The sequence below is a fragment of the Desulfosporosinus sp. FKB genome (genome assembly GCF_002196705.1).
Lineage (GTDB): Bacteria > Bacillota > Desulfitobacteriia > Desulfitobacteriales > Desulfitobacteriaceae > Desulfosporosinus.
In genome coordinates this window covers 1-18,174 of the sequence record NZ_NADJ01000014.1, presented here as the reverse complement: position 1 = coordinate 18,174, position 18,174 = coordinate 1, and the positions used below count along the sequence as shown (strand labels likewise).

Genomic DNA, 18,174 nt, shown 5'->3' with positions numbered 1-18,174 from the left:
ATCATCGGAAAAGAAGCTTTGCACCCGCCGCAAATAAAACAATGCCAAGAAACTGCCATGGATTCCAGGGAAACCGCTGAATGCCAAACCATCCAAAATGGTCGATCAGAACGGCTGTGCTCACCTGTCCAATAATAATGGCTGTCGTTGCATTGCAGACACCAATCTTAGGAATACTGACCGCAACAAGTCCGACAATAAGGACACTTAATAAGCCGCCAAGGTAAAGAAACCAAGGAATTGATGCCCAATCATGTTTGAAAATTGGTATTTTACAGACTAAAAGAGCAAACAACGCAATAACTGTTCCAATAATATGAACGATAAAGGTCGCAGATAACAAAGAGGTCTTTTCGCTTAATAAAGAATTTAATGTGCCTTGAACAGCCATAGTAATTCCCGAAATTCCGGCTATAACAAAAGGTAATGACAGAAATTTTAACATTGTTACCTCCTTAATATGACTGTAAGATATCGCCAGATTCGTAAACATCTAATCAGTATTCATTACATGGGTTAAGGGAAAAATGAAGATATCAAAATAAAGTGGAGGTGCGTCATGGATATCGATTATAATTTGATTCAACGCGCCCAGATGTTATTGACCCTTGACCATCCTCTAACCCAAGTACGGGATATTCTCTTGCGAGAAGGATACCCACAAGATCAAGTTGTAGAGTTGATGGATGCAACTGAAGAGGTTTTAAATTACCTTGTTCCTCCTCAATATGATGAACATAAAATAGGAATTGATATTTTACATCCAGGAGAGAAAGAACAAGGCCGAAAACCAACTGTCGATATTTTAATAGACAAACGAACTGGGAAATTAGAGTTAATCACGCCTCACCTGCCAGAGACCTGGCGCGTTGCCAATGAAGTTAGGAAAGCCATGAAAAGGCAACGTCATTCTTTAAACTATTTTCATTGATTCCTGAAGGATTGCAGGGAAAACCTAGCAATCCTTTCTTACTCTTAGCTTTTCTCCAAATTCAAGAATTATGTTATAATGTATCAACATAAAACAAGATTTATCTAAGCTTTGATGTTCAGCTTTAGCTGAACGAGTTCACTTATAAGGGAAGTTCGAGGTTCTTTTTGCATAAATTTCAAAAATAAATGAGGTAAATCTGATGAAAATTGCTGTTTTGTCTGATACCCATTTAAGATTAGGGAAAACATTACCACGTTTTGTATGGGAGCATTTAGCTGAGGCGGATCTTATTATTCATGCCGGAGATTTAGTTCACAAGGAAATCCTTGACGAACTAAATCTCTTAGCTCCTGTTAAGGCAGTATGTGGGAATTGCGATGACTGGGATGTAAATCTTCCCAGTCAAGAATGGGTTGAGTGTGATTCCTTAAAAATCGGCATAGTACATGGACACCAAGGCAAGGGTCAAACAACTATGGAACGTGCTTATAATGCTTTTGTGTCAAATCCTGTTGATATTGTCGTTTTTGGACATAGCCATACTCCCACTCTGAAGTGGCAACTTGGGGTACTTATGTTTAATCCTGGTTCACCAACGGATAAACGTCGTGAACCTCAATATTCTTTTGGCTGGATGGTATTACAAGAAGGCCATATTAATGCGAAACATATCTTTTTTTAAAGTAAGATAAAATGTTTTAGTCCGTTACAAAATTCTTAAGTGAACTCGTTCAGCTAAAGCTGAACATCGGGGCTTCAGATGGGGGCTCTACCCCACCTGAAGTTAACGAAGGACCCACCCCCACTTATAGAAGTGGGGGTCTTAAAAACCGGATAAACAGCTTAGGAAGTATCCTAAGCTGTTTTAACAAGTTGAAAAAGTAAGCCATATTGTTCTTAAGAGGTGGAGAAGATGGAAGTAAATCCTTTGTCTGCCGTGCAGTCGATCGAGAAACAGAAATTAGAGGTAGGGCAACCTGGGGAACACATTTTGGTAGAAGTTCTTCAAAAAGACGGGGAGGATTATGGAATTATCCGGGTGAAAGGGCAAGTCCTGCGTGCAATTCTTGAGACCTCTGCTGAAGTAGGCGATAAATTTTGGGTGAATGTCGGAGATGTGGAAGATGGAGTTTGCCTCTTACTTAGAGAGCCTTATCAGGAAAATCCTCAGGACATTCCGGTCAATTCCCAGGAATTTATGGAGTTGATGGAAAGGGGAATGCCGTTGAGACAAGATTTTGTCAACCTAATAAGAAATTTTACGACCTTTACTAGCGGAGTTCCTTTCTTGGATAACCTGCAGGGACTTTTTTCACAGGAATTTCTGGATACGATTAAAAAATCCTTCCCCCAATGGGAAACTCTCTTAGAAGACAATGGCACAGAGCAAATTATTAACTGTCTGCGAAAGCTGGGGATCGATTATGAACAACGTCTTTGGCAAATGCTTAAACTTGATCCCAGAGCTAAGGAACTGGAAAAAAGAGGTTTAAAAAGCACCTTGAAGTATGCCATCCTTAAGGAGATTAATGACCAAATGGAGGAAGGCCACTCTGAGAAGTCCCTCACTGACCTTTTAGATACCATAACCGGACAGCAATTGTGGCTTAAAACGGGAACGTTGAATAATGGGTATGTCTTGCTTCATCTTCCCATAATGAACCAAGAACAATGTATACCCGTAAAAATTGGAATTGAAAGCGCTCGAAAAGGATCGAAGATGGATGAAAATCATTGCCGTATAGCAATTCAAATGGAAACTGAAACGTTGGGCCTTATAGGTGTCGATGCCTATTTTAGTCAAGATTCTTTGACTCTGGATGTTTTAGGAAGTGATCCGGAACTACCTGAATTAGTTGAAGAGGTTTTGCCGGAAACAAAAGCCCAGTTCGCAAAGCTGGGATTTCAGATTTCGAAGGTTGACACAGAGGATTTAGAACAGAATTTGGAGTTTAAAGACTTTCTTCTCGGACAGAGAAGACGTGGAGTTGATGTTGAAGGATGACTATGAAGCAAAATAAATCTGAAATCGCTGCTGCCTTACGGTACGATCAGACGGGAGCACCACGTGTCGTTGCCAAGGGACGAGGTGAGATGGCACGTAAAATGATTGAAGTCGCTGAGGCGGAAGGGATATTGATCCAGAAAAACGAAGCTCTGGTTGAGGCATTAATCCAAATTGAACTGACTAAAGAAATACCGCCGCAGCTTTATCGTGCTGTTGCCGAGATATTGGCCTTTGTTTATCGTCTGGAAAAGGCTAAACAATCTAGAATTTCATCTTAGTGTCACATAATTTGGAATCTATGAAACAAACTATTATCAAGAATAGGAGGTATACATTATGGATAGATCCTTCGAAGTATTGAATTCAATTTTGGAAGGCGAACATATGGCAATTGAAGAATATCAATCATGTGTTGATGCACTTTCTGATGGACCGCTCAGAAACCATCTTACAAGTATCCTTACGGATCATAAAAATCATGCTACAAGGCTGGCCTATTATATTCAAATGAACGGAGGAAAAGTCAGGGAAGGTGTTGGACTGGTTGGGAATATTGAAAATTGGAAAAATCGAATTCGTAATTTGGGGAAGGTCAAATCTGAACAAATGCTGGATCACCTTTACTCCGGTGAGGACAAAGGACTAGCCCGAGCAGTTCAGTATTCGGAACGAAATTTAAGCGGCGCCGAAAAAGAACTACTACAGCCTATATTTGCTGACGAGCATGATCATTTAAAACAATTGCAAAAGCTTAAAGAAGGCTTATTCTATCAGTAAAAATAGAGCAATAAAAAAAGCGGTTTAAATCCGCTTTTTAGATTATTAGGTTAGATTATTAGGCATCTTTTTCCCGTCGTTTTTTGGTTAATAGCTGTTTTCGGGCTAACATATCCGCGACCTTACCATTGTCGCCGAGCTTAATTCCCTGTAATCTCCATTCGCGGAAAGTTTGCCAAAACTGTTGCTCCGGGATTCTTCGGGTAAATCCTTCAGATTCTTCATCAAAAGGCCAGAAAACATCGACCCATACAGTACCTTTATTACTTAGAACAAGCAAAAAATGTACAAGCTCAGGATTTGGCGATTCGGAATCACGCATTAATATGTGTGAACGGCCATTAGGGAAATCTGTACGTACATAAGTAAGCTTCATCCATTTAATCCCCCTTTGTGCACTTCCAGTTGAGCCTTTTACTAAATTAAGTATAGCATGAAATTCAAAATATTTACACGTCAAAGCTCAAAACTAAGAAATTCTTATCATTGATTTAAAACTATGCATTTTAAAGTATGCTAATGCCGGGTTGAAGGTTCATGGGATTAAGTATGCAGGACGATAGTTCCGGGTAAACTAATCTGGAAATAGAAGTTTAATGTTGGAGGTATAGTCAATGCTTACTGTAATTCATACCTTTGATGGTCCAGATCTCGATCGCTTATTAGGACAAGTTAAAACCGGAATTCGTACTTGCGAAAACATCGATGGTTTCAAATTTGCCTCAGTAAATCAACAGCAGGACACCTCGGAAATTATGCTCTTTTCAAAATGGGAAGACCGCCGCGCCTTCGAAAATTGGGCCAGCACTATTGGAGAAAACAATGCCTTTAAGTCCTCAACACCGCAAATATTTGAAGTTATCGAAGAGAAATATTAATATGGGTAAATATTGACATAGAATGTCAGGGATAACCTGACATTTTTTGTTTATAAGCTGATTCCAGACGTCGCAGAAGGGAATTTCTGGCGGCTGGCGGTGAGACAGTAAATAATACATCATTCACGCAACAGACTGGCATCAGTCCCATCAGAGCATTTGTTACGAATAGTTCGTCCGACGCCAATAGCTCTTCAACTGTATATAAACCTTCTTCTGTTGGGATATTGAGGATATCAGCCAGCTTTAAAATTGTATAACGCCGTGTACCAGGTAAACACCCGCTGGCCAGCGATGGGGTGAAAAGTTTATTATCTTTGATAAAGAATAAATTGCTCATGGTGCCTTCACAAAGGTACCCATTGGTGTTGAGCCATATGCCTTCGTCAGCACCATAGCGCACTGCGGTTTCTTTAGCCAATAAGTTTTCTAAATAATTCGTCGATTTAATGGATACTAAGGGTGAATGTTCGTTACGCGGTGCAGATAAAAGGTGGAGTTTTATTCCTCTAAGATATTGCTCTGGTCTATAGGGCAGGGGTCTTACATTAAAGAAGAGTTGTGCTGGAAGATCAGTCCCTGGTGATCCGCCGCTAAGAGTTATGCGCAAGGCAAAAGGAAAAGAGGCGGGATTAAGACGGATAAATTCCTGTATTAATCTTGTCCATTCACTTTGATCCAGAAACTTAAGGTTAAGAAATGAAGCCCCTTTTTTCATACGATTCCAGTGCAGGTCTGAAAAAAGAGGGCCTGATTCAGAGATGAGAAGGGTTTCGAAAAGCCCAAGACCAAATAAGACTAACCGATCTTGAGAAGAAATAACATTAGTGGGAATCATGGAGTTGTCCTTTCAAAACCCTGAACAGGGCTTTTGCTTTATCAAGGGTCTCTTGGTATTCATCGGCGGGTATAGAATCAGCAACAATACCTCCTCCGGCATGAATATAGGCCTTTCCGTTTTTCAAAAGAATCGTGCGAATAACGATATTCAGGTCCCAAGCGCCATCAAAACCAATATATCCAATACTTCCAGTGTAAATCCCTCGCTGATAGGGTTCTAATTCATCGATAATTTCCATAGCCCGTATCTTCGGAGCTCCAGTAATCGAGCCGCCGGGAAAAATTGCTTGAAAAATCTCACTAGGCTGGAGGCCTTTTTGGAGTTGTCCGGTTATAGTAGAAACGAGATGCCAAACGGTCGGATATTTTTCCAGGGAGATCAGGTCAGCAACTTTCACACTGCCGAATTGACAGATTCGGCCCAAGTCGTTACGTTCCAGATCAATGATCATGGTTAACTCTGCACGGTCTTTCTGACTTGACAGCAGTGATTGGGCCTGAGCTTCATCCTCAGGTGGTGATTCGTGTCGCGGTCGTGTTCCCTTAATGGGACGAGTTTCGATTTGGCCGTTTTTTGTAATGCGTATAAATCGCTCAGGCGAACTGCAAAGGATTTGAAAATCGGGATAAGGAAGAAAAGCAGCAAATGGTGCAGGATTTTGCAGATGTAGTTCGGAATATAATGACCAAGGATCCCCGGACCAAGGCAGAGAAAAACGCTGGGTCAGGTTGGCTTGGTAGATATCTCCAGCATAAATATATTCAATAACGTGTCTCAAATCCCGGAGATAGTTTTCTTTAGTAACCGTTGGCTCGATTTTGGCTAAATTTTGAGGAGATTCCGCAGGACTCGATGTCGAAGGGCTATAAGAATTTAAAAGGTGTTCCAAATACCGGATACGAGCCTCGGCTATGTCAAGTCGGCAAATTCCATCCTCATCTATCCCGCAGGCGACCAACCAATAGCTTTTCCGAGCATGATCGTAGACGATAATTCCATCGTACCAGGCGAATCTCCAGAGAGGCAGCTCCAAGTCATTGATTGAGAGCCGCGGAAGATGTTCGATTTCGTCTTTCAGGTCATAGCTGATAAAGCCTACTGCGCCTCCGGAAAAGGGAAAGGGGGAATTAGAAATATGATATTTACGGATGGTATTGTCGAGAAAGTCAAAACTGCCAGGCGATTGTGCTGGAGTTGTTGTTTTCTGCAAACGATTAGGCCTAGTAATTTCAAGTTTTTCAGGAAAGGCAGTTGCTTCTAAAAAAGGGGCTGCACCTAGGAAAGAATAGCAGCCAAGTTTTTGGTAACCGTCGCCGCTGTCAAGAAAAAAGGGAAAAGGCTCATCTTTGAGTGCTTGAAACATGATATGAGGGGGGAACTGACAAGCAAAAGGTTTAATCGTCCACTCCGAAGGTTGATGCAAGGTTTTCCATCTCAAAGCATTTTCCAGGGCATTTTGCAAAAGTTGGCGGCCCGCTTGGGTAAGGATCGCTTCAGGATGAAATTGAATTCCTTCGATAGGAAGGTGTATATGACGTAGTCCCATAATTTCCCCATCTTTAGTTTCCGCACTAATTGTCAATTCCTCCGGAAGTGAAGATCGTTCAATGATCAGGGAATGGTAACGGGTTACTTCTAAAGGATTAGGCAATCCTGTAAATAAGCCGCTGCCGTCATGATGAATAGAATCTGTTTTACCGTGAATTGGCTGTCTGGCCCTTACTACTTTCCCGCCAAAAAACTGCCCAATTGCTTGATGGCCAAGGCACACACCTAAGATGGGGATTTTCCCCTTGAAATAATCAATTAGGGTTAAGGAATATGGGGATTCGGAGGGAGTACAAGGACCGGGAGAGATCACAATAAGGTCGGGTTTTAAAATTTCAATTTCTGATAAGGTACAGGTATCTTGGCGCTTAACAACAATTTCTTCCCCTAGCTCACCAAAGTATTGATAAAGGTTGTAGGTGAAAGAATCGAAGTTGTCCAACATAAATATCATGGCATAATTCCCCTTAAAGATTTGCCTTGCGTGGCTCTGAACTATCTATGAATTATAGTTAACTGTTCTGATCATGCAGCATTGTTTCCAGGTCTTCAAAGGCCGGCAGGAGGTTAGGATTATCAATTCCTTGGAGGACCAGAGTACGATTAATGGTTACGCGGCCGACATTTGCTCCCTCAACCTCAATCTGGAGAGATTCGACATCTAAGGCAACGGGGCGCTTATCCACGACAAAAGACATTCGCTTTGGCTGGGGATAAGTGGCTTGTAAACTAACAGTTGTCGTCGGATCGGATTTTGCCAATTCTTGGGAGCTTGGGGTATGTAAATCACTTAAAACAAAAGAGCATTCTACAAGCAATTTTTGCATAACTGCCATATTAGCGTTCCAAGGTAATTGAATGACTTCTGATTGGGTCATTCCAGAGGGAGAAACGGTAAGAATAACGTAGGAGCCGTCTTGTGTTAAATAAGGTTTTTCAGAGCAACCGCCCAGGAATAGTATTGAGAATAAAACAATTATGCTCAGTGCCAATGCTGAAAATTTTTGTCTCAACAACAATGGGTTAGCCTTCTTCCTTAAACAAGATTGTTTACATTAATCGCCTTTTCAATTTTTCAATAGTGTATATTCGATACCTAAACTTCAAATCCTGCTTTTTCATTGCTTCCTAAGGAAAGATTGGGTACAATGGCTCAAGAGAGGGGTCAAGAGTGTGCATTACGACATCGTTGTTTTTTATATAGAGACGGCGTTTCAAGAGGGCATGAACGAAGAAATTCTCGAGTTTGCAGCCCTGCGAATTCATGATGGACGGGTTCGGAAATCGTTGTTATTTGGACAATCGGTTGAAGAAGGTCCCTTTGGTACAGCTTCGTTGTCTGACCATCGTCAAGAAATCATAGAATTCTTTGCAGATACGGTTTTAGTCAGCCATCAGGGAACATCTTGCTTGCGGAATTTAGAGAGAATATTAAACGTATATTTTGAACAAGTTTATTGGGATACCCTCGACTTGGCCCGGATTTTTTTCCCGATCCTGCAGGATTACCAGTTGTTCTATCTGGCGGAAATACTTCGGCTTGCCAAAGAAGAGGAGCTAAGCACTTCTTTGGCTGAAAGGAAGGCTTTTTTAACGTGGAAACTTTTCGAGGCTTGCTGGGAAAAAGGTCGGGAATACGATCTGAGTTTCTTTGATCAAGCGCGATTTTTTTTAGAAGGATGGTCAGGAAAGAGCTTTTTCGATGATTTAAGGCGAGAGATTACGGCTCGATTTTCTGATCGCCGGATTCAGACTGATCTGGTTCTGGCTCCCATGCCTGAAGGGCTATTTTCTCAAAATCAAAGCCATAATCAGAAAATACCGGATTCAATGAATTGGATTATAGAGTGCTTCTCCCAGAATGGAATTCTTGAACAATCCTTGCCCGGTTATGAATGTCGCCTTGGTCAAAGGAAAATGGCAAAACTTATTGCAGAAGGACTCTCTTCAGCTCATCACGTCGTTGTTGAAGCTGGTACCGGAACGGGTAAGTCCTTCGCCTATTTGCTTCCAAGTTTATGGTTCGCAAGAAAGACAGGCCGTAAAGTTGTCATAGCGACTCACACAATACCTCTTCAGGAGCAGCTTCAGAAAAAAGATATCCCCATGCTAGAAAAGGTTCTGCCTTTTTCCTTTCGAACCTCAGTATTAAAAGGAAAAGGAAATTATTGTTGCCTTAAGAAATGGTTAAGTTGTCTGAGCAATCCAAATGAAATCACAGGTCGGGATCAAAAATTAGCGATATTGAGCACGCTGGTTTGGCTGCGAGAAACGCTGACAGGGGATATCCAGGAACTTGCTAAGGTCCCGGGTCTGATTGCCCTCTGGCCGACTTTAAATGCTGATCATGAAATGTGCAACCCAAGCAAATGTTCTAAAGCAGGGGTTTGTTTTTTACTTCGGGCAAGAAAAAAGGCCGAAGAAGCTGATGTATTGATCGTAAACCATTCTTTGCTATTTTCCGATCTAAAGACTGATTATAATGTTTTACCGGAATATCATCAGTTAGTCATTGATGAGGCTCATCAAATTTATCAAACCGCCCTGCAAAATTTGGGCTCTGAACTAAGTCAGGAGACGATTTTTCGGACGGCGGAGGCCATTTTCCGTAAGTCGGGTCCGAATTTTTACGTATCTATTAAACAACGTTGGCTGTCACTCACTGAAAGAGTACCTATTGTGGCTTGGGATAGCTTTGAGAAACATTTGGATAATATCCCCGAGTTAAGCCTTAGAATTACAGAACAAGCTAAAGAATTATTCCAATTGTTTGAAGATATTTTAGGACCCAACCGCACTTTCCGGTTTGTCCCTAATCATACAAACCTTTCGTGGTGGGAATTGCTCTTAATTCAAATAGAAAATTTATCAGGACGAATTAAATCTTTAGCGACAGTTTTTCAAAATCTTACGAGTATCTTAAATGGTGAAGAGTCTGATGAAATTGAGGAACTGAGATATGTACTCGCCACTCATTTGCGGGAACTGCAAGAAATTCAGGAGACCCTGGCTTTGGCAATCAATGTCCGTGATCCGGAACAAGTGACCTGGCTGGAACGAAGTTCAAGGCTATATTTAAAAACCTCTCCCATTAGAGTGGACGAAATTCTCAAGGAAAAAATATTTGATCGCCTTGATACTGTCATTTTAACGTCAGCTACTTTAAGCATTGCCAATTCTTTTAATCATTTTTTGCAAGATGTTGGCTTATCGTTAACGACAAAAACTGCTGTAGTTGATTCCCCCTTCGATTTTGATAAACAAATGAATTTTTATGTACTAAAAAACTCCTTGACGTCCCAAGCTTCCGATCAAGAAAAACTGGCAAGACTCTCGGAGATAATCCTTGAAGTTGCTAAACGAATGCAGGGACGTACCTTAGTCTTGTTCACAGCTCACAAATTGCTTCAAGAAACGTATGAACTATTACAACCAAGATTAAAGCGAATTAAAATCGACACTTTAGCGCAGGGTGTTCACGGCGAACGGACAACACTACTGGAAACGTTTAAGAGAAATTCTAAAAACGTTTTATTGGGGGCTAATAGTTTCTGGGAGGGAATTGATATTCCGGGAGAGACGTTATCCTGTGTGATTTTAGTTAAATTACCTTTTTGGCCTCCTTCACTGCCCTTAATCGAAGCAAGGTCGGAATTCTTAAAAGCACAAGGCCAAGATCCCTTTCGCGAACTGCTTCTCCCGGAAGCAGTGATTCGGTTCAAGCAGGGGTTTGGCCGTTTAATACGCTCCAAAGAAGATCGAGGCTTCGTAATATTGCTAGACGATCGTGTAATAAATAAATATTACGGGAGATATTTTTTGAACTCTTTACCCATTAAGACTCATTTTAGAGGAGATGACAATCTGCTTTATGAGAAAATTGACGAATGGCTTTTAGGTATTTAACCAGGAGGAGCTTTAATAATCATCACAAAAATGGTAAACTAAAGAAAATCGAGAGGAGGTTACTTTTTAGGTGAAACAATATCCCCTATCGTGTAATGATTGGGTTCATCTTGCTGGAGAAGAACTCTTTTTGCCCGTAAATTTCCATGTACGCGTTCGTAAAGACTATAAGGTGATTCGGAATCAATGGAATAGGGAGAGTGTTAGATAATGAGTGGAAGACCAATCCCGGCTCGAATGATTCCGAGCATATTTACTCTTGCAAATCTTCTATTTGGTTTCCTTGCGTTGGTGTGGGTACTAGAAGCGAATTTTGATTTAGCATCGACAATGATTCTGCTCTCAGTGCTTATGGATAGTTTGGACGGTAAAGTAGCTCGCCGACTTTCGGTTAGTTCGGATTTTGGAAAAGAGCTTGATTCACTGAGTGATTTAGTGTCCTTTGGTGTTGCACCTGCTATATTGACCTATCAGGGCATTCTCCAACCCCTTCAATTTGGCTATACCAGATATATTGGTTTAGGGATCGCTGTAGTTTTTGCCTTGTGTGGTGCGGTTCGTCTGGCACGTTTTAATATGCTGAATATCACAACTTATTTCGTAGGAGTACCCATTACTTTCGCCGGTGGTCTGATGGCTTTATTAATGTTTATACGACACATGTTGCCTTGGTATATTTATCCTTTCAGTATGGTTATCCTCGCATTTTTAATGGTTTCAACTTTTAAGGTTCCGAAGCTTGGTAAATAGGAAAATGCTGATCGGAATTATTTTATAATTTACTATGAATTGTCTTCTGTAACGAGCAGGAATAATAGATTCCTGCTCGTTTTTTCACCCTTGAAGGAGCTCCGGCATATAGTATGGCACAAGACTGTGAACACTAAGGAGGAAGCATTTTATGGATAATCAGCAAGTTAGTTGGAATAACGTAGGATTAAGGATGGTTCAAGGTCTGACGACAACAATTGATGTCGTACGCCAGCTTGATGTTCAAGAAGCTTCTCTGGTTATGCGATTGTTAGGAAAAAGCTGTACACGAATGGTTAAAGAGGGAGTAGGTCATCAGTTTGGGATTGCCCTTATCGAAACAAGTGCCCAATTAGCGATGAAAGAGTCATTAGTTTTGGAAGATGTTATTAAGATAATTACAGGTATTATCGGCCGCCTATACTTTACCGCCAATTCAGAAGAGGAACGTCAGCTAGTTGCCCAGCTTGAGCAAGCAGTTAAAAATTACCAGGCTGTGTAATTTGGAATTCAGAACTTCGAAAGCATACATTACCTCTAGGGGGTTAATTAATCCGAGGCAAAGGAGGAATTTCGATGCGTATCTATTATGTACGATTACCTGAGTTCGTACTTAATGTTTTACGAAAAGTTTTTGGCTAAAGTGGAATGAAAATCACATTTCCCTCCTAAAATGATAATAGAGACAAGCAAGGGGGGAAAACAATGCGGCAGAGTCGCTATGTATGGATTTTAGGTTTATCTATCGTTTGTTTAGTTACCATTTTTATGTTTCAAACACCTCAAACAGTAATTTCAACAATGGCAGATCCTCATTATCAAAGTGATCCCAAAACAACTATTCAACATTTCTGGTCTCTCATGGATAGGCGTCAAACTGACTTGGCCCAAGAACTTTTACTTTTGCCGGAAGGATCTATGGATGAACAAGACTTTAAAGCATGGGTGGCATTACTCAATAAAGATCCGCTAGTATCACTGCAAAAGATTGAGTTTTTGAATTCTGAGCCAAACAATACTCAGGGGGTCGTTGTTCGGGTTTCCTGGTTGTCACCAATCCAAAACGTTGAAAGTGCTACCTTTTCAATGGGTTTAAGACAGACTGTAAGTGGTTGGCGAATCCAACAATTTAAGCGGATAAAGGCTCTTTCATAATAGTTCTCATTTCCTGACTAAGGAAATTTGGGACAAAGATTATAAAAACGAATATAAGAACGAATATAAGAACGAATATAAGAACGAATATAAGAACGCAGCCTTGAAACCACAAAACTGCGTTCTCTTTTTTTATACAAACTGTTAATATTGAAGGTTCACGGTCGTCATTGAGCATAACAAAGGAGGGCAATGAAACGTGAAGAGAAATAATCGTCTTTTGGCAGTCATTGTTGTTACGCTTATCTTTGGATTTCTTCTAACAGTCTGTAGTACTTCAATGGAAATGAAAATACGTTTTGCCCCGGGCGGTGAACCAAAGACTCTTGATCCACAGCTGTATAGCGGTATTCCCGAAGCTATAATTGAAATGGCTTTGTTTGAAGGTATTACGCGCCTGGACAAGAACAACGTCCCGCAATTGGCAGTTGCCAACAGCGTTGAAGTTTCTCCTGACGGGTTGAACTATAGGATTATATTAAAGAGTACTAAATTTAGCGATGGAGACCCTCTAACTGCATACGATTTTAAAGCATCCTGGATGCATGCCCTTAATTCCGAGGCCAAAGCAGCGTATGCCTACCCATTATTCTATATTAAGAATGCTGAAGCTTACTACTCACGCAGTGCTAAAGCAGAGGATGTCGGTATTAAGGTGATGGATGACAGAACTCTGGAAGTAACCTTAGGAACTCCTTGCCCTTTCTTCAAATCTCTCTTAGCGCTCCCCACGTATTTTCCCGTGGATCAACAGAACGCTCAAGCACATAAGAATTGGTATGCAGATGGTACAGTATTTGTTGGCAACGGCCCCTTTATGATTAAGAGATGGAGTCATAATGATAAAATGATCCTCGTGAAAAACCCTAATTATTATGATGCTGCTAATGTTAAATTGAAAGAAATCGACTTTTATCTAGTGCAAGATGGAAAGAAAGCGACAACAGCCTTTGAAGCAGGAAAATTAGATGGACTTAATAACCTCGTACAGGAGGATATCTTTCGTTTAAAAAGGGATGGCAATTTAAAGGCGGCTCCGATGTTAGGGACGGATTTTTATCGCATAAATACGACGAAGAAGCCACTCAATGATCTAAGGGTTCGTCAAGCTTTATCCATTGCCCTAAATCGTCAAGATCTTCTGGGGAATGTAATAGGGGGTGAAATTCCAGCCTATGCTTTCGTTCCCGGAACAATTCCGGATGCCGTTCCAGACAAGGACTTCCGTAAAATGGGTGGGAATTTAATCAATGAAGACATTGCCAAGGCTAAACAACTTCTGGCTGAGGCCGGTTATCCTGAGGGCAGAGATTTTCCCGTTTTAACGATTCTCTATAATACTAATGGTAAACAACAATTACCTGTTCAAGCAATCCAAGATTGCTGGAAAAGAAACTTGGGTATCAATGTGAAGCTGCAAGGCCAAGGATGGGATGATTATCAACAAAATCAACAAGGATTGGGCTATGACATCGCTCGAGCTTGTTGGATTGGTGATTATGTTGATCCCATGACCTTTTTGGCAATATTTCATTCAAACAGCGGTAATAACGAAACCGGTTGGACGAACGGAATATATGACAAAGATATTGAAACGGCTCAAAAAAGCTCCGATCAAAGGGTCCGTATGGAAGCTATGCATGAAGCCGAAAAAATACTTATGAAAGAGATGCCGATTATACCTGTTTATTACTATGTTCAGAACTATATCCTTAAAGATAACATTAAAGGGGTCATAGTTTCCCCCTTGGACTTCTTCGACTTTAAGTACGCTGCAGTGCAATAACTTGTGTGGTATAGTTTCATAATGAATCGTTTAAACTTAGATTGACTAATCTAAGAAGGGTGCGTAAAAGCACAGAAAAATGTGTGTTAAGTCACACTTTGCCAAAAGTTAACGTGCTAGACTACGACTATAAAGAAGGAGGTAAACTACTATGGCAAATGTTAAAAAAGAAGCCCCAGAACTTGAGTGTGATCAATGTGGAACAACTAGCGAATTGACACCTATTTTGACATATGTTCACCAAGGTGAAGAAAAGCATGTATGTACGCATTGTCTGCCAATGCTCATTCATGGATAGGAGACTGATATGCGCTTTACACTTGATATGAAGTTAAAAGATATTATGGCGGCAAACCCGAAGACAGCAGAGGCAATGCAGGAATTAGGATTACATTGTCTCGGGTGTGCATTTTCGGTAAATGAAACCTTAGCCAATGCGGCTCAAATGCACCATTTAGACCCCAACCTTTTACTGGAAAAAGTAAATGCGGTTGAACAAGGTGAACTATCTCCCGAAGCAGCAGCAAAGGCACAGCCTCCAGGTTCTATACTCCAGATGGATAAGAAAACCTATTCTATTGCCCCCCATATTCCGGCTGGTGTCGTAACCCCGGAGATCTTACGCAAGATCGCTGATGTTGCGGAGAAGTATAAGGCTCAAGCTCTGAAAGTAACTTCAGCTCAGCGAATCGCTATTGTTGGGTTACAACCGGAAGATGTGCCTAAAATATGGGAAGAATTAGGAATGGATCCAGGGCATGCCGTTGGTCTGTGCGTACGAAGCGTCAAGGTCTGTCCAGGCGATACCTTCTGCAAACGCGGACTTCAAGAAACATTGGCGTTAGGTATGGAGATTGACAAACGATATCACGGTTTAGAATTACCTTCAAAATTTAAAATTGGTGTTTCCGGCTGTCCGAATAAATGTACTGATGCCGCTTCGGTGGATCTTGGCTTAATGGGAACCAGTAAAGGGTATCATCTATATGTCGGAGGGAATGGCGGAGTTAAGCCCAGACAAGGCAACATTCTTTTTGAAAACCTCCAGAAGGATCAAGTACTGCCTGTTGTGGATGCGGTAATTACCTACTATAAAGAGAATGCAAAACCTCAGGAACGAATAGGTCGGCTTATTGACCGCATAGGTCTTGAAGGTCTTCATGATTTTGCGGAAAAACAAATCCAGTGAGTGAACTCGTTCAGCTAAGGCTGAACATCGGGGCTTCAGATGGGGACTCTACCCCACCTGAAGTTAACGAAGGACCCACCCCCACTTATAGAAGTGGGGGTTTTAAAAACTAGATAAATTAAGGTAGCAGGCACGGATGTTTATATCCGCGCCTGCTACCTTTTCCAGGGTTGAAGCTGCTAAACGGCTTTAGTTGTTCAGCTTCTCAGGAGGTTCCTTTGAATATAAGGGTTATTTAGTATTAGTTTACAGTAATAGCATCAACAGGGCAGCCTTCTTCTGCTTCTTTGGCAGTGTCTTCTACATCGCTGGGAACAGGGTTGGTATAAGCCGTTGCTAAGCCATCGTCGTCCATCTTGAAGACTTCAGGGCAAAATTCAGGGCAGGCTCCACACCCTATGCACGTATCTTTGTCAACTTCGGCAATCATTATGTACCCTCCTTCACCAAATCTAATTATATTCTTCCCTTGTCAAAGTAGTCTATTCATATTACTGTTATATAAATAGAATTTTTCTGAGCTAATAAGTTAGTTTTTGATGAGTGAGGCGGAAGAGGCTATGAATGTTGTTATTCGTAAAGCAGAAAAGGACGATATGGAACGAATACGGGAGATTTATAACTGGGCAGTACTGAACTCTGTTGCAACCTTTGACCTGGAGGAACGTTCAATTGAACAAAATGAACATTGGTTTAAGGAACATCAGGGAAGGTATCCCTTATATGTTGCTGTTACTCAAAACCGGGTCATTGGCTGGGGGAGTATATCTCCTTTTCATCCCAGAGCAGCCTATCGCCCGACTGGTGAATTCTCAATTTATATTGCTCCAGAATATCAGGGAAAGAATGTGGGAGATAGGCTTCTTAAACATCTTTGTGGCCGCGCTGAAGCCTTAGTTTATCACTCGTTAATCGGTCTGATAACAGGTACGAACGTAGCCAGTTTAAGGTTAGCGGAAAAAAATGGCTTCGAACGGGTGGGCCATTATCGTGAAGTTGGTATTAAATTTGGTCAATGGCTCGATGTTATCGTGGTTCAAAAGATGATTTGTAATATTAGCGGGATTTCGGATAATTCTTTTTGATTAATCTCGATTTTGTTCTCATTATTTCATTCTCAATAGAAAGTTCTCTCACCCAAATGGAAAATACAGGAAGATTTTGCGTCAAAAACTATTTCCAATTTTATCCATAACCCTTAACCCATCAGCCTTACAGCTCTTTAAACAGCTTTACCTAGTTTCCTTATTATTTGCGATTTCGACATTGCCCTTAACGTATAATAAGGGCACCGGAGTTTCAAAACGAGAAATGGTCTACCGGAATACGATTAAGGCGGGATGATGGTCGAATGGGTAAGAAAATCAAAATAATTGTGGCGGATGACAATCGTAATTTATGTCAAATGCTACAGAACTACCTCCAGGGACAAGAAGATTTAATCGTTGTTGGCGTAGCTAATAATGGTTTGGAAGCTTGGGAACTCATTCAAACTCAAGAACCGGATTTAATTATTCTTGACTTGGTTATGCCGAATTTAGATGGATTAGGGGTCTTAGAACGTGTTAATAGTCGTACTACGATGCCGCGTCCAAAGGTAATAATGCTTACTGCTTTTGGACAGGAGTCTCTCACTCATCAGGCAATGTTGCTGGGAGTGGATTATTTCATTCTCAAACCTTTTGATTTGGAAATATTAAATAAACGAATTCGCTCCTTAACGCAAGATTTGCCGGCAACTGCCCCAACTCAGTTTACAACATCTGCTTCAACAGTCACAACAGTTGGCAATGGAGTAAATTTAAGTGTGGAAGTCACCACAATGATGCATCAAATTGGTATTCCTGCTCATGTCAAAGGATATCAATATATACGTGATGCTATTCTTATGGTGGTTGAAGATGTTTCTCTGTTAGGGGCAGTTACTAAAGAACTCTACCCAGGAATAGCTAAAAAGTTTGATACGGCGCCGAGTAGAGTGGAACGCGGAATTCGTCATGCGATTGAATTAGCTTGGGAACGAGGACATACGGATACCCTAAAACGAATATTTGGTTATTCGATGAACATAGAACGTCAGAAACCAACAAACTCAGAGTTCATTGCTCTCTTAGCCGACAAATTAAGAGTGATGAGTAAGGTTAGCTAACTGCTGCAAATGGATGCCAAATTGAGATGAGTATATCCAATTAATTGTGAGTAAAAGTCTGCTTAAAAAAATAGTAAACAATTAATTAAAATTAAATTTCTAAAAATGCTTTGTTGCTTTTTGAACCTGAAGTTTCGCACCTAATAAATCAGCTCTAATTCCGGCTTAATTGGGTCAAACAGATATAAAAATTCCGCATGAACACAGGGTTTTGGTATAATTTGATTGCGTACAAATCTACCAAAATTGAGGT

Annotated in this window: 21 protein-coding genes; 15 read left to right on the top strand and 6 right to left on the bottom strand. The window is 40.9% G+C overall.

Annotation, left to right across the window (positions count from 1 at the left end):
* Position 1: 1 nt before the first annotated feature.
* Positions 2–445, bottom strand: coding sequence for a DMT family transporter (locus B5Y67_RS04280; RefSeq protein WP_088225301.1), 444 nt, complete (start codon positions 443–445; stop codon positions 2–4).
* 114 nt (positions 446–559) lie between these two features.
* Between B5Y67_RS04280 and B5Y67_RS04275 the strand changes: the two genes are divergently transcribed.
* The 5 genes from B5Y67_RS04275 to B5Y67_RS04255 all read left to right on the top strand — a co-directional run bounded on the left by B5Y67_RS04275 (position 560) and on the right by B5Y67_RS04255 (position 3,719).
* Positions 560–931 carry a hypothetical protein gene (locus tag B5Y67_RS04275; RefSeq protein WP_088225300.1) on the top strand — a complete coding sequence of 124 codons (372 nt, stop codon included), beginning with the start codon at positions 560–562 and terminating at the stop codon, positions 929–931.
* Positions 932–1,133: 202 nt separating this feature from the next.
* Positions 1,134–1,616, top strand: a complete 483-nt coding sequence (locus B5Y67_RS04270; RefSeq protein WP_088225299.1) for a metallophosphoesterase family protein — start codon at positions 1,134–1,136, stop codon at positions 1,614–1,616.
* Between the two features lie 231 nt (positions 1,617–1,847).
* Positions 1,848–2,939 (top strand): hypothetical protein, encoded by a 1,092-nt coding sequence (locus tag B5Y67_RS04265; protein ID WP_088225298.1) that lies wholly within the window; start codon positions 1,848–1,850, stop codon positions 2,937–2,939.
* Positions 2,936–3,220, top strand: coding sequence for an EscU/YscU/HrcU family type III secretion system export apparatus switch protein (locus B5Y67_RS04260; protein WP_088225297.1), 285 nt, complete (start codon positions 2,936–2,938; stop codon positions 3,218–3,220). Before B5Y67_RS04265 ends, B5Y67_RS04260 begins: the two co-directional genes overlap by 4 nt.
* A gap of 58 nt (positions 3,221–3,278) precedes the next feature.
* Positions 3,279–3,719, top strand: a complete 441-nt coding sequence (locus tag B5Y67_RS04255; RefSeq protein WP_088225296.1) for a DUF2383 domain-containing protein — start codon at positions 3,279–3,281, stop codon at positions 3,717–3,719.
* Positions 3,720–3,777: 58 nt separating this feature from the next.
* Here the strand turns inward: B5Y67_RS04255 and B5Y67_RS04250 are convergent, their stop codons facing one another.
* Complete coding sequence (locus B5Y67_RS04250; protein ID WP_088225295.1) at positions 3,778–4,095, bottom strand: hypothetical protein; 318 nt, start codon at positions 4,093–4,095, stop codon at positions 3,778–3,780.
* Positions 4,096–4,333: 238 nt separating this feature from the next.
* Between B5Y67_RS04250 and B5Y67_RS04245 the strand changes: the two genes are divergently transcribed.
* On the top strand, positions 4,334–4,597 hold the full coding sequence (locus B5Y67_RS04245; RefSeq protein ID WP_088225294.1) for an antibiotic biosynthesis monooxygenase: 264 nt from the start codon (positions 4,334–4,336) through the stop codon (positions 4,595–4,597).
* Positions 4,598–4,622: 25 nt separating this feature from the next.
* On the opposite strand, the gene B5Y67_RS04240 is transcribed toward B5Y67_RS04245, so the two are convergent.
* Genes B5Y67_RS04240 through B5Y67_RS04230 form a run of 3 tightly spaced genes read right to left on the bottom strand, consistent with a single transcriptional unit; the run spans position 4,623 to position 8,005 of the window.
* A complete protein-coding gene (locus B5Y67_RS04240) occupies positions 4,623–5,435 on the bottom strand; it encodes an aminotransferase class IV (protein WP_088225293.1) in 813 nt (270 codons plus the stop codon).
* The gene (gene pabB, locus B5Y67_RS04235; protein WP_088225292.1) at positions 5,422–7,440 is read right to left on the bottom strand and encodes an aminodeoxychorismate synthase component I; all 2,019 of its coding nucleotides are present in this window, start codon (positions 7,438–7,440) and stop codon (positions 5,422–5,424) included. The genes B5Y67_RS04240 and pabB overlap by 14 nt, the downstream gene beginning before the upstream one ends.
* A 58-nt stretch (positions 7,441–7,498) precedes the next feature.
* On the bottom strand, positions 7,499–8,005 hold the full coding sequence (locus B5Y67_RS04230) for a hypothetical protein (RefSeq protein ID WP_088225291.1): 507 nt from the start codon (positions 8,003–8,005) through the stop codon (positions 7,499–7,501).
* 154 nt (positions 8,006–8,159) lie between these two features.
* Between B5Y67_RS04230 and B5Y67_RS04225 the strand changes: the two genes are divergently transcribed.
* The 7 genes from B5Y67_RS04225 (at position 8,160) to B5Y67_RS04200 (ending at position 15,772) form a co-directional block, all read left to right on the top strand.
* Positions 8,160–10,892, top strand: a complete 2,733-nt coding sequence (locus tag B5Y67_RS04225; protein ID WP_088225290.1) for a helicase C-terminal domain-containing protein — start codon at positions 8,160–8,162, stop codon at positions 10,890–10,892.
* A gap of 210 nt (positions 10,893–11,102) precedes the next feature.
* Positions 11,103–11,642: a CDP-diacylglycerol--serine O-phosphatidyltransferase gene (gene pssA / locus B5Y67_RS04220; RefSeq protein ID WP_088225289.1), complete on the top strand. Its 540-nt coding sequence runs from the start codon at positions 11,103–11,105 to the stop codon at positions 11,640–11,642.
* Positions 11,643–11,793: 151 nt separating this feature from the next.
* On the top strand, positions 11,794–12,144 hold the full coding sequence (locus tag B5Y67_RS04215) for a recombinase (RefSeq protein WP_088225288.1): 351 nt from the start codon (positions 11,794–11,796) through the stop codon (positions 12,142–12,144).
* Positions 12,145–12,347: 203 nt separating this feature from the next.
* Positions 12,348–12,797 (top strand): hypothetical protein, encoded by a 450-nt coding sequence (locus tag B5Y67_RS04210; protein ID WP_088225287.1) that lies wholly within the window; start codon positions 12,348–12,350, stop codon positions 12,795–12,797.
* 199 nt (positions 12,798–12,996) lie between these two features.
* The gene (locus tag B5Y67_RS04205) at positions 12,997–14,583 is read left to right on the top strand and encodes a peptide ABC transporter substrate-binding protein (protein WP_242975847.1); all 1,587 of its coding nucleotides are present in this window, start codon (positions 12,997–12,999) and stop codon (positions 14,581–14,583) included.
* Positions 14,584–14,734: 151 nt separating this feature from the next.
* Positions 14,735–14,881, top strand: a complete 147-nt coding sequence (locus B5Y67_RS25170; protein ID WP_170932579.1) for a hypothetical protein — start codon at positions 14,735–14,737, stop codon at positions 14,879–14,881.
* 9 nt (positions 14,882–14,890) lie between these two features.
* Positions 14,891–15,772 carry a DUF1858 domain-containing protein gene (locus B5Y67_RS04200; protein ID WP_088225286.1) on the top strand — a complete coding sequence of 294 codons (882 nt, stop codon included), beginning with the start codon at positions 14,891–14,893 and terminating at the stop codon, positions 15,770–15,772.
* A 241-nt stretch (positions 15,773–16,013) separates the two neighbouring features.
* On the opposite strand, the gene B5Y67_RS04195 is transcribed toward B5Y67_RS04200, so the two are convergent.
* Positions 16,014–16,202 (bottom strand): ferredoxin, encoded by a 189-nt coding sequence (locus tag B5Y67_RS04195; RefSeq protein WP_047808246.1) that lies wholly within the window; start codon positions 16,200–16,202, stop codon positions 16,014–16,016.
* Between the two features lie 130 nt (positions 16,203–16,332).
* Here B5Y67_RS04195 and B5Y67_RS04190 point away from each other — a divergent pair, with 130 nt between their 5' ends.
* Positions 16,333–16,857, top strand: a complete 525-nt coding sequence (locus B5Y67_RS04190; protein ID WP_088225285.1) for a GNAT family N-acetyltransferase — start codon at positions 16,333–16,335, stop codon at positions 16,855–16,857.
* Between the two features lie 266 nt (positions 16,858–17,123).
* Entirely contained in the window at positions 17,124–17,921 is a 798-nt protein-coding gene (gene spo0A / locus B5Y67_RS04185; protein WP_088225284.1) for a sporulation transcription factor Spo0A, read from the top strand.
* The last annotated feature ends 253 nt before the right edge of the window (positions 17,922–18,174 follow it).

Coding starts and splice junctions, on each gene's coding strand:
- B5Y67_RS04280 (WP_088225301.1), bottom strand. CDS start 445: ATGTTAAAATTTCTGTCATTACCTTTTGTTATAGCCGGAATTTCGGGA.
- B5Y67_RS04275 (WP_088225300.1), top strand. CDS start 560: ATGGATATCGATTATAATTTGATTCAACGCGCCCAGATGTTATTGACC.
- B5Y67_RS04270 (WP_088225299.1), top strand. CDS start 1,134: ATGAAAATTGCTGTTTTGTCTGATACCCATTTAAGATTAGGGAAAACA.
- B5Y67_RS04265 (WP_088225298.1), top strand. CDS start 1,848: ATGGAAGTAAATCCTTTGTCTGCCGTGCAGTCGATCGAGAAACAGAAA.
- B5Y67_RS04260 (WP_088225297.1), top strand. CDS start 2,936: ATGACTATGAAGCAAAATAAATCTGAAATCGCTGCTGCCTTACGGTAC.
- B5Y67_RS04255 (WP_088225296.1), top strand. CDS start 3,279: ATGGATAGATCCTTCGAAGTATTGAATTCAATTTTGGAAGGCGAACAT.
- B5Y67_RS04250 (WP_088225295.1), bottom strand. CDS start 4,095: ATGAAGCTTACTTATGTACGTACAGATTTCCCTAATGGCCGTTCACAC.
- B5Y67_RS04245 (WP_088225294.1), top strand. CDS start 4,334: ATGCTTACTGTAATTCATACCTTTGATGGTCCAGATCTCGATCGCTTA.
- B5Y67_RS04240 (WP_088225293.1), bottom strand. CDS start 5,435: ATGATTCCCACTAATGTTATTTCTTCTCAAGATCGGTTAGTCTTATTT.
- pabB (WP_088225292.1), bottom strand. CDS start 7,440: ATGATATTTATGTTGGACAACTTCGATTCTTTCACCTACAACCTTTAT.
- pssA (WP_088225289.1), top strand. CDS start 11,103: ATGAGTGGAAGACCAATCCCGGCTCGAATGATTCCGAGCATATTTACT.
- B5Y67_RS04215 (WP_088225288.1), top strand. CDS start 11,794: ATGGATAATCAGCAAGTTAGTTGGAATAACGTAGGATTAAGGATGGTT.
- B5Y67_RS04210 (WP_088225287.1), top strand. CDS start 12,348: ATGCGGCAGAGTCGCTATGTATGGATTTTAGGTTTATCTATCGTTTGT.
- B5Y67_RS25170 (WP_170932579.1), top strand. CDS start 14,735: ATGGCAAATGTTAAAAAAGAAGCCCCAGAACTTGAGTGTGATCAATGT.
- B5Y67_RS04200 (WP_088225286.1), top strand. CDS start 14,891: ATGCGCTTTACACTTGATATGAAGTTAAAAGATATTATGGCGGCAAAC.
- B5Y67_RS04195 (WP_047808246.1), bottom strand. CDS start 16,202: ATGATTGCCGAAGTTGACAAAGATACGTGCATAGGGTGTGGAGCCTGC.
- B5Y67_RS04190 (WP_088225285.1), top strand. CDS start 16,333: ATGAATGTTGTTATTCGTAAAGCAGAAAAGGACGATATGGAACGAATA.
- spo0A (WP_088225284.1), top strand. CDS start 17,124: ATGGGTAAGAAAATCAAAATAATTGTGGCGGATGACAATCGTAATTTA.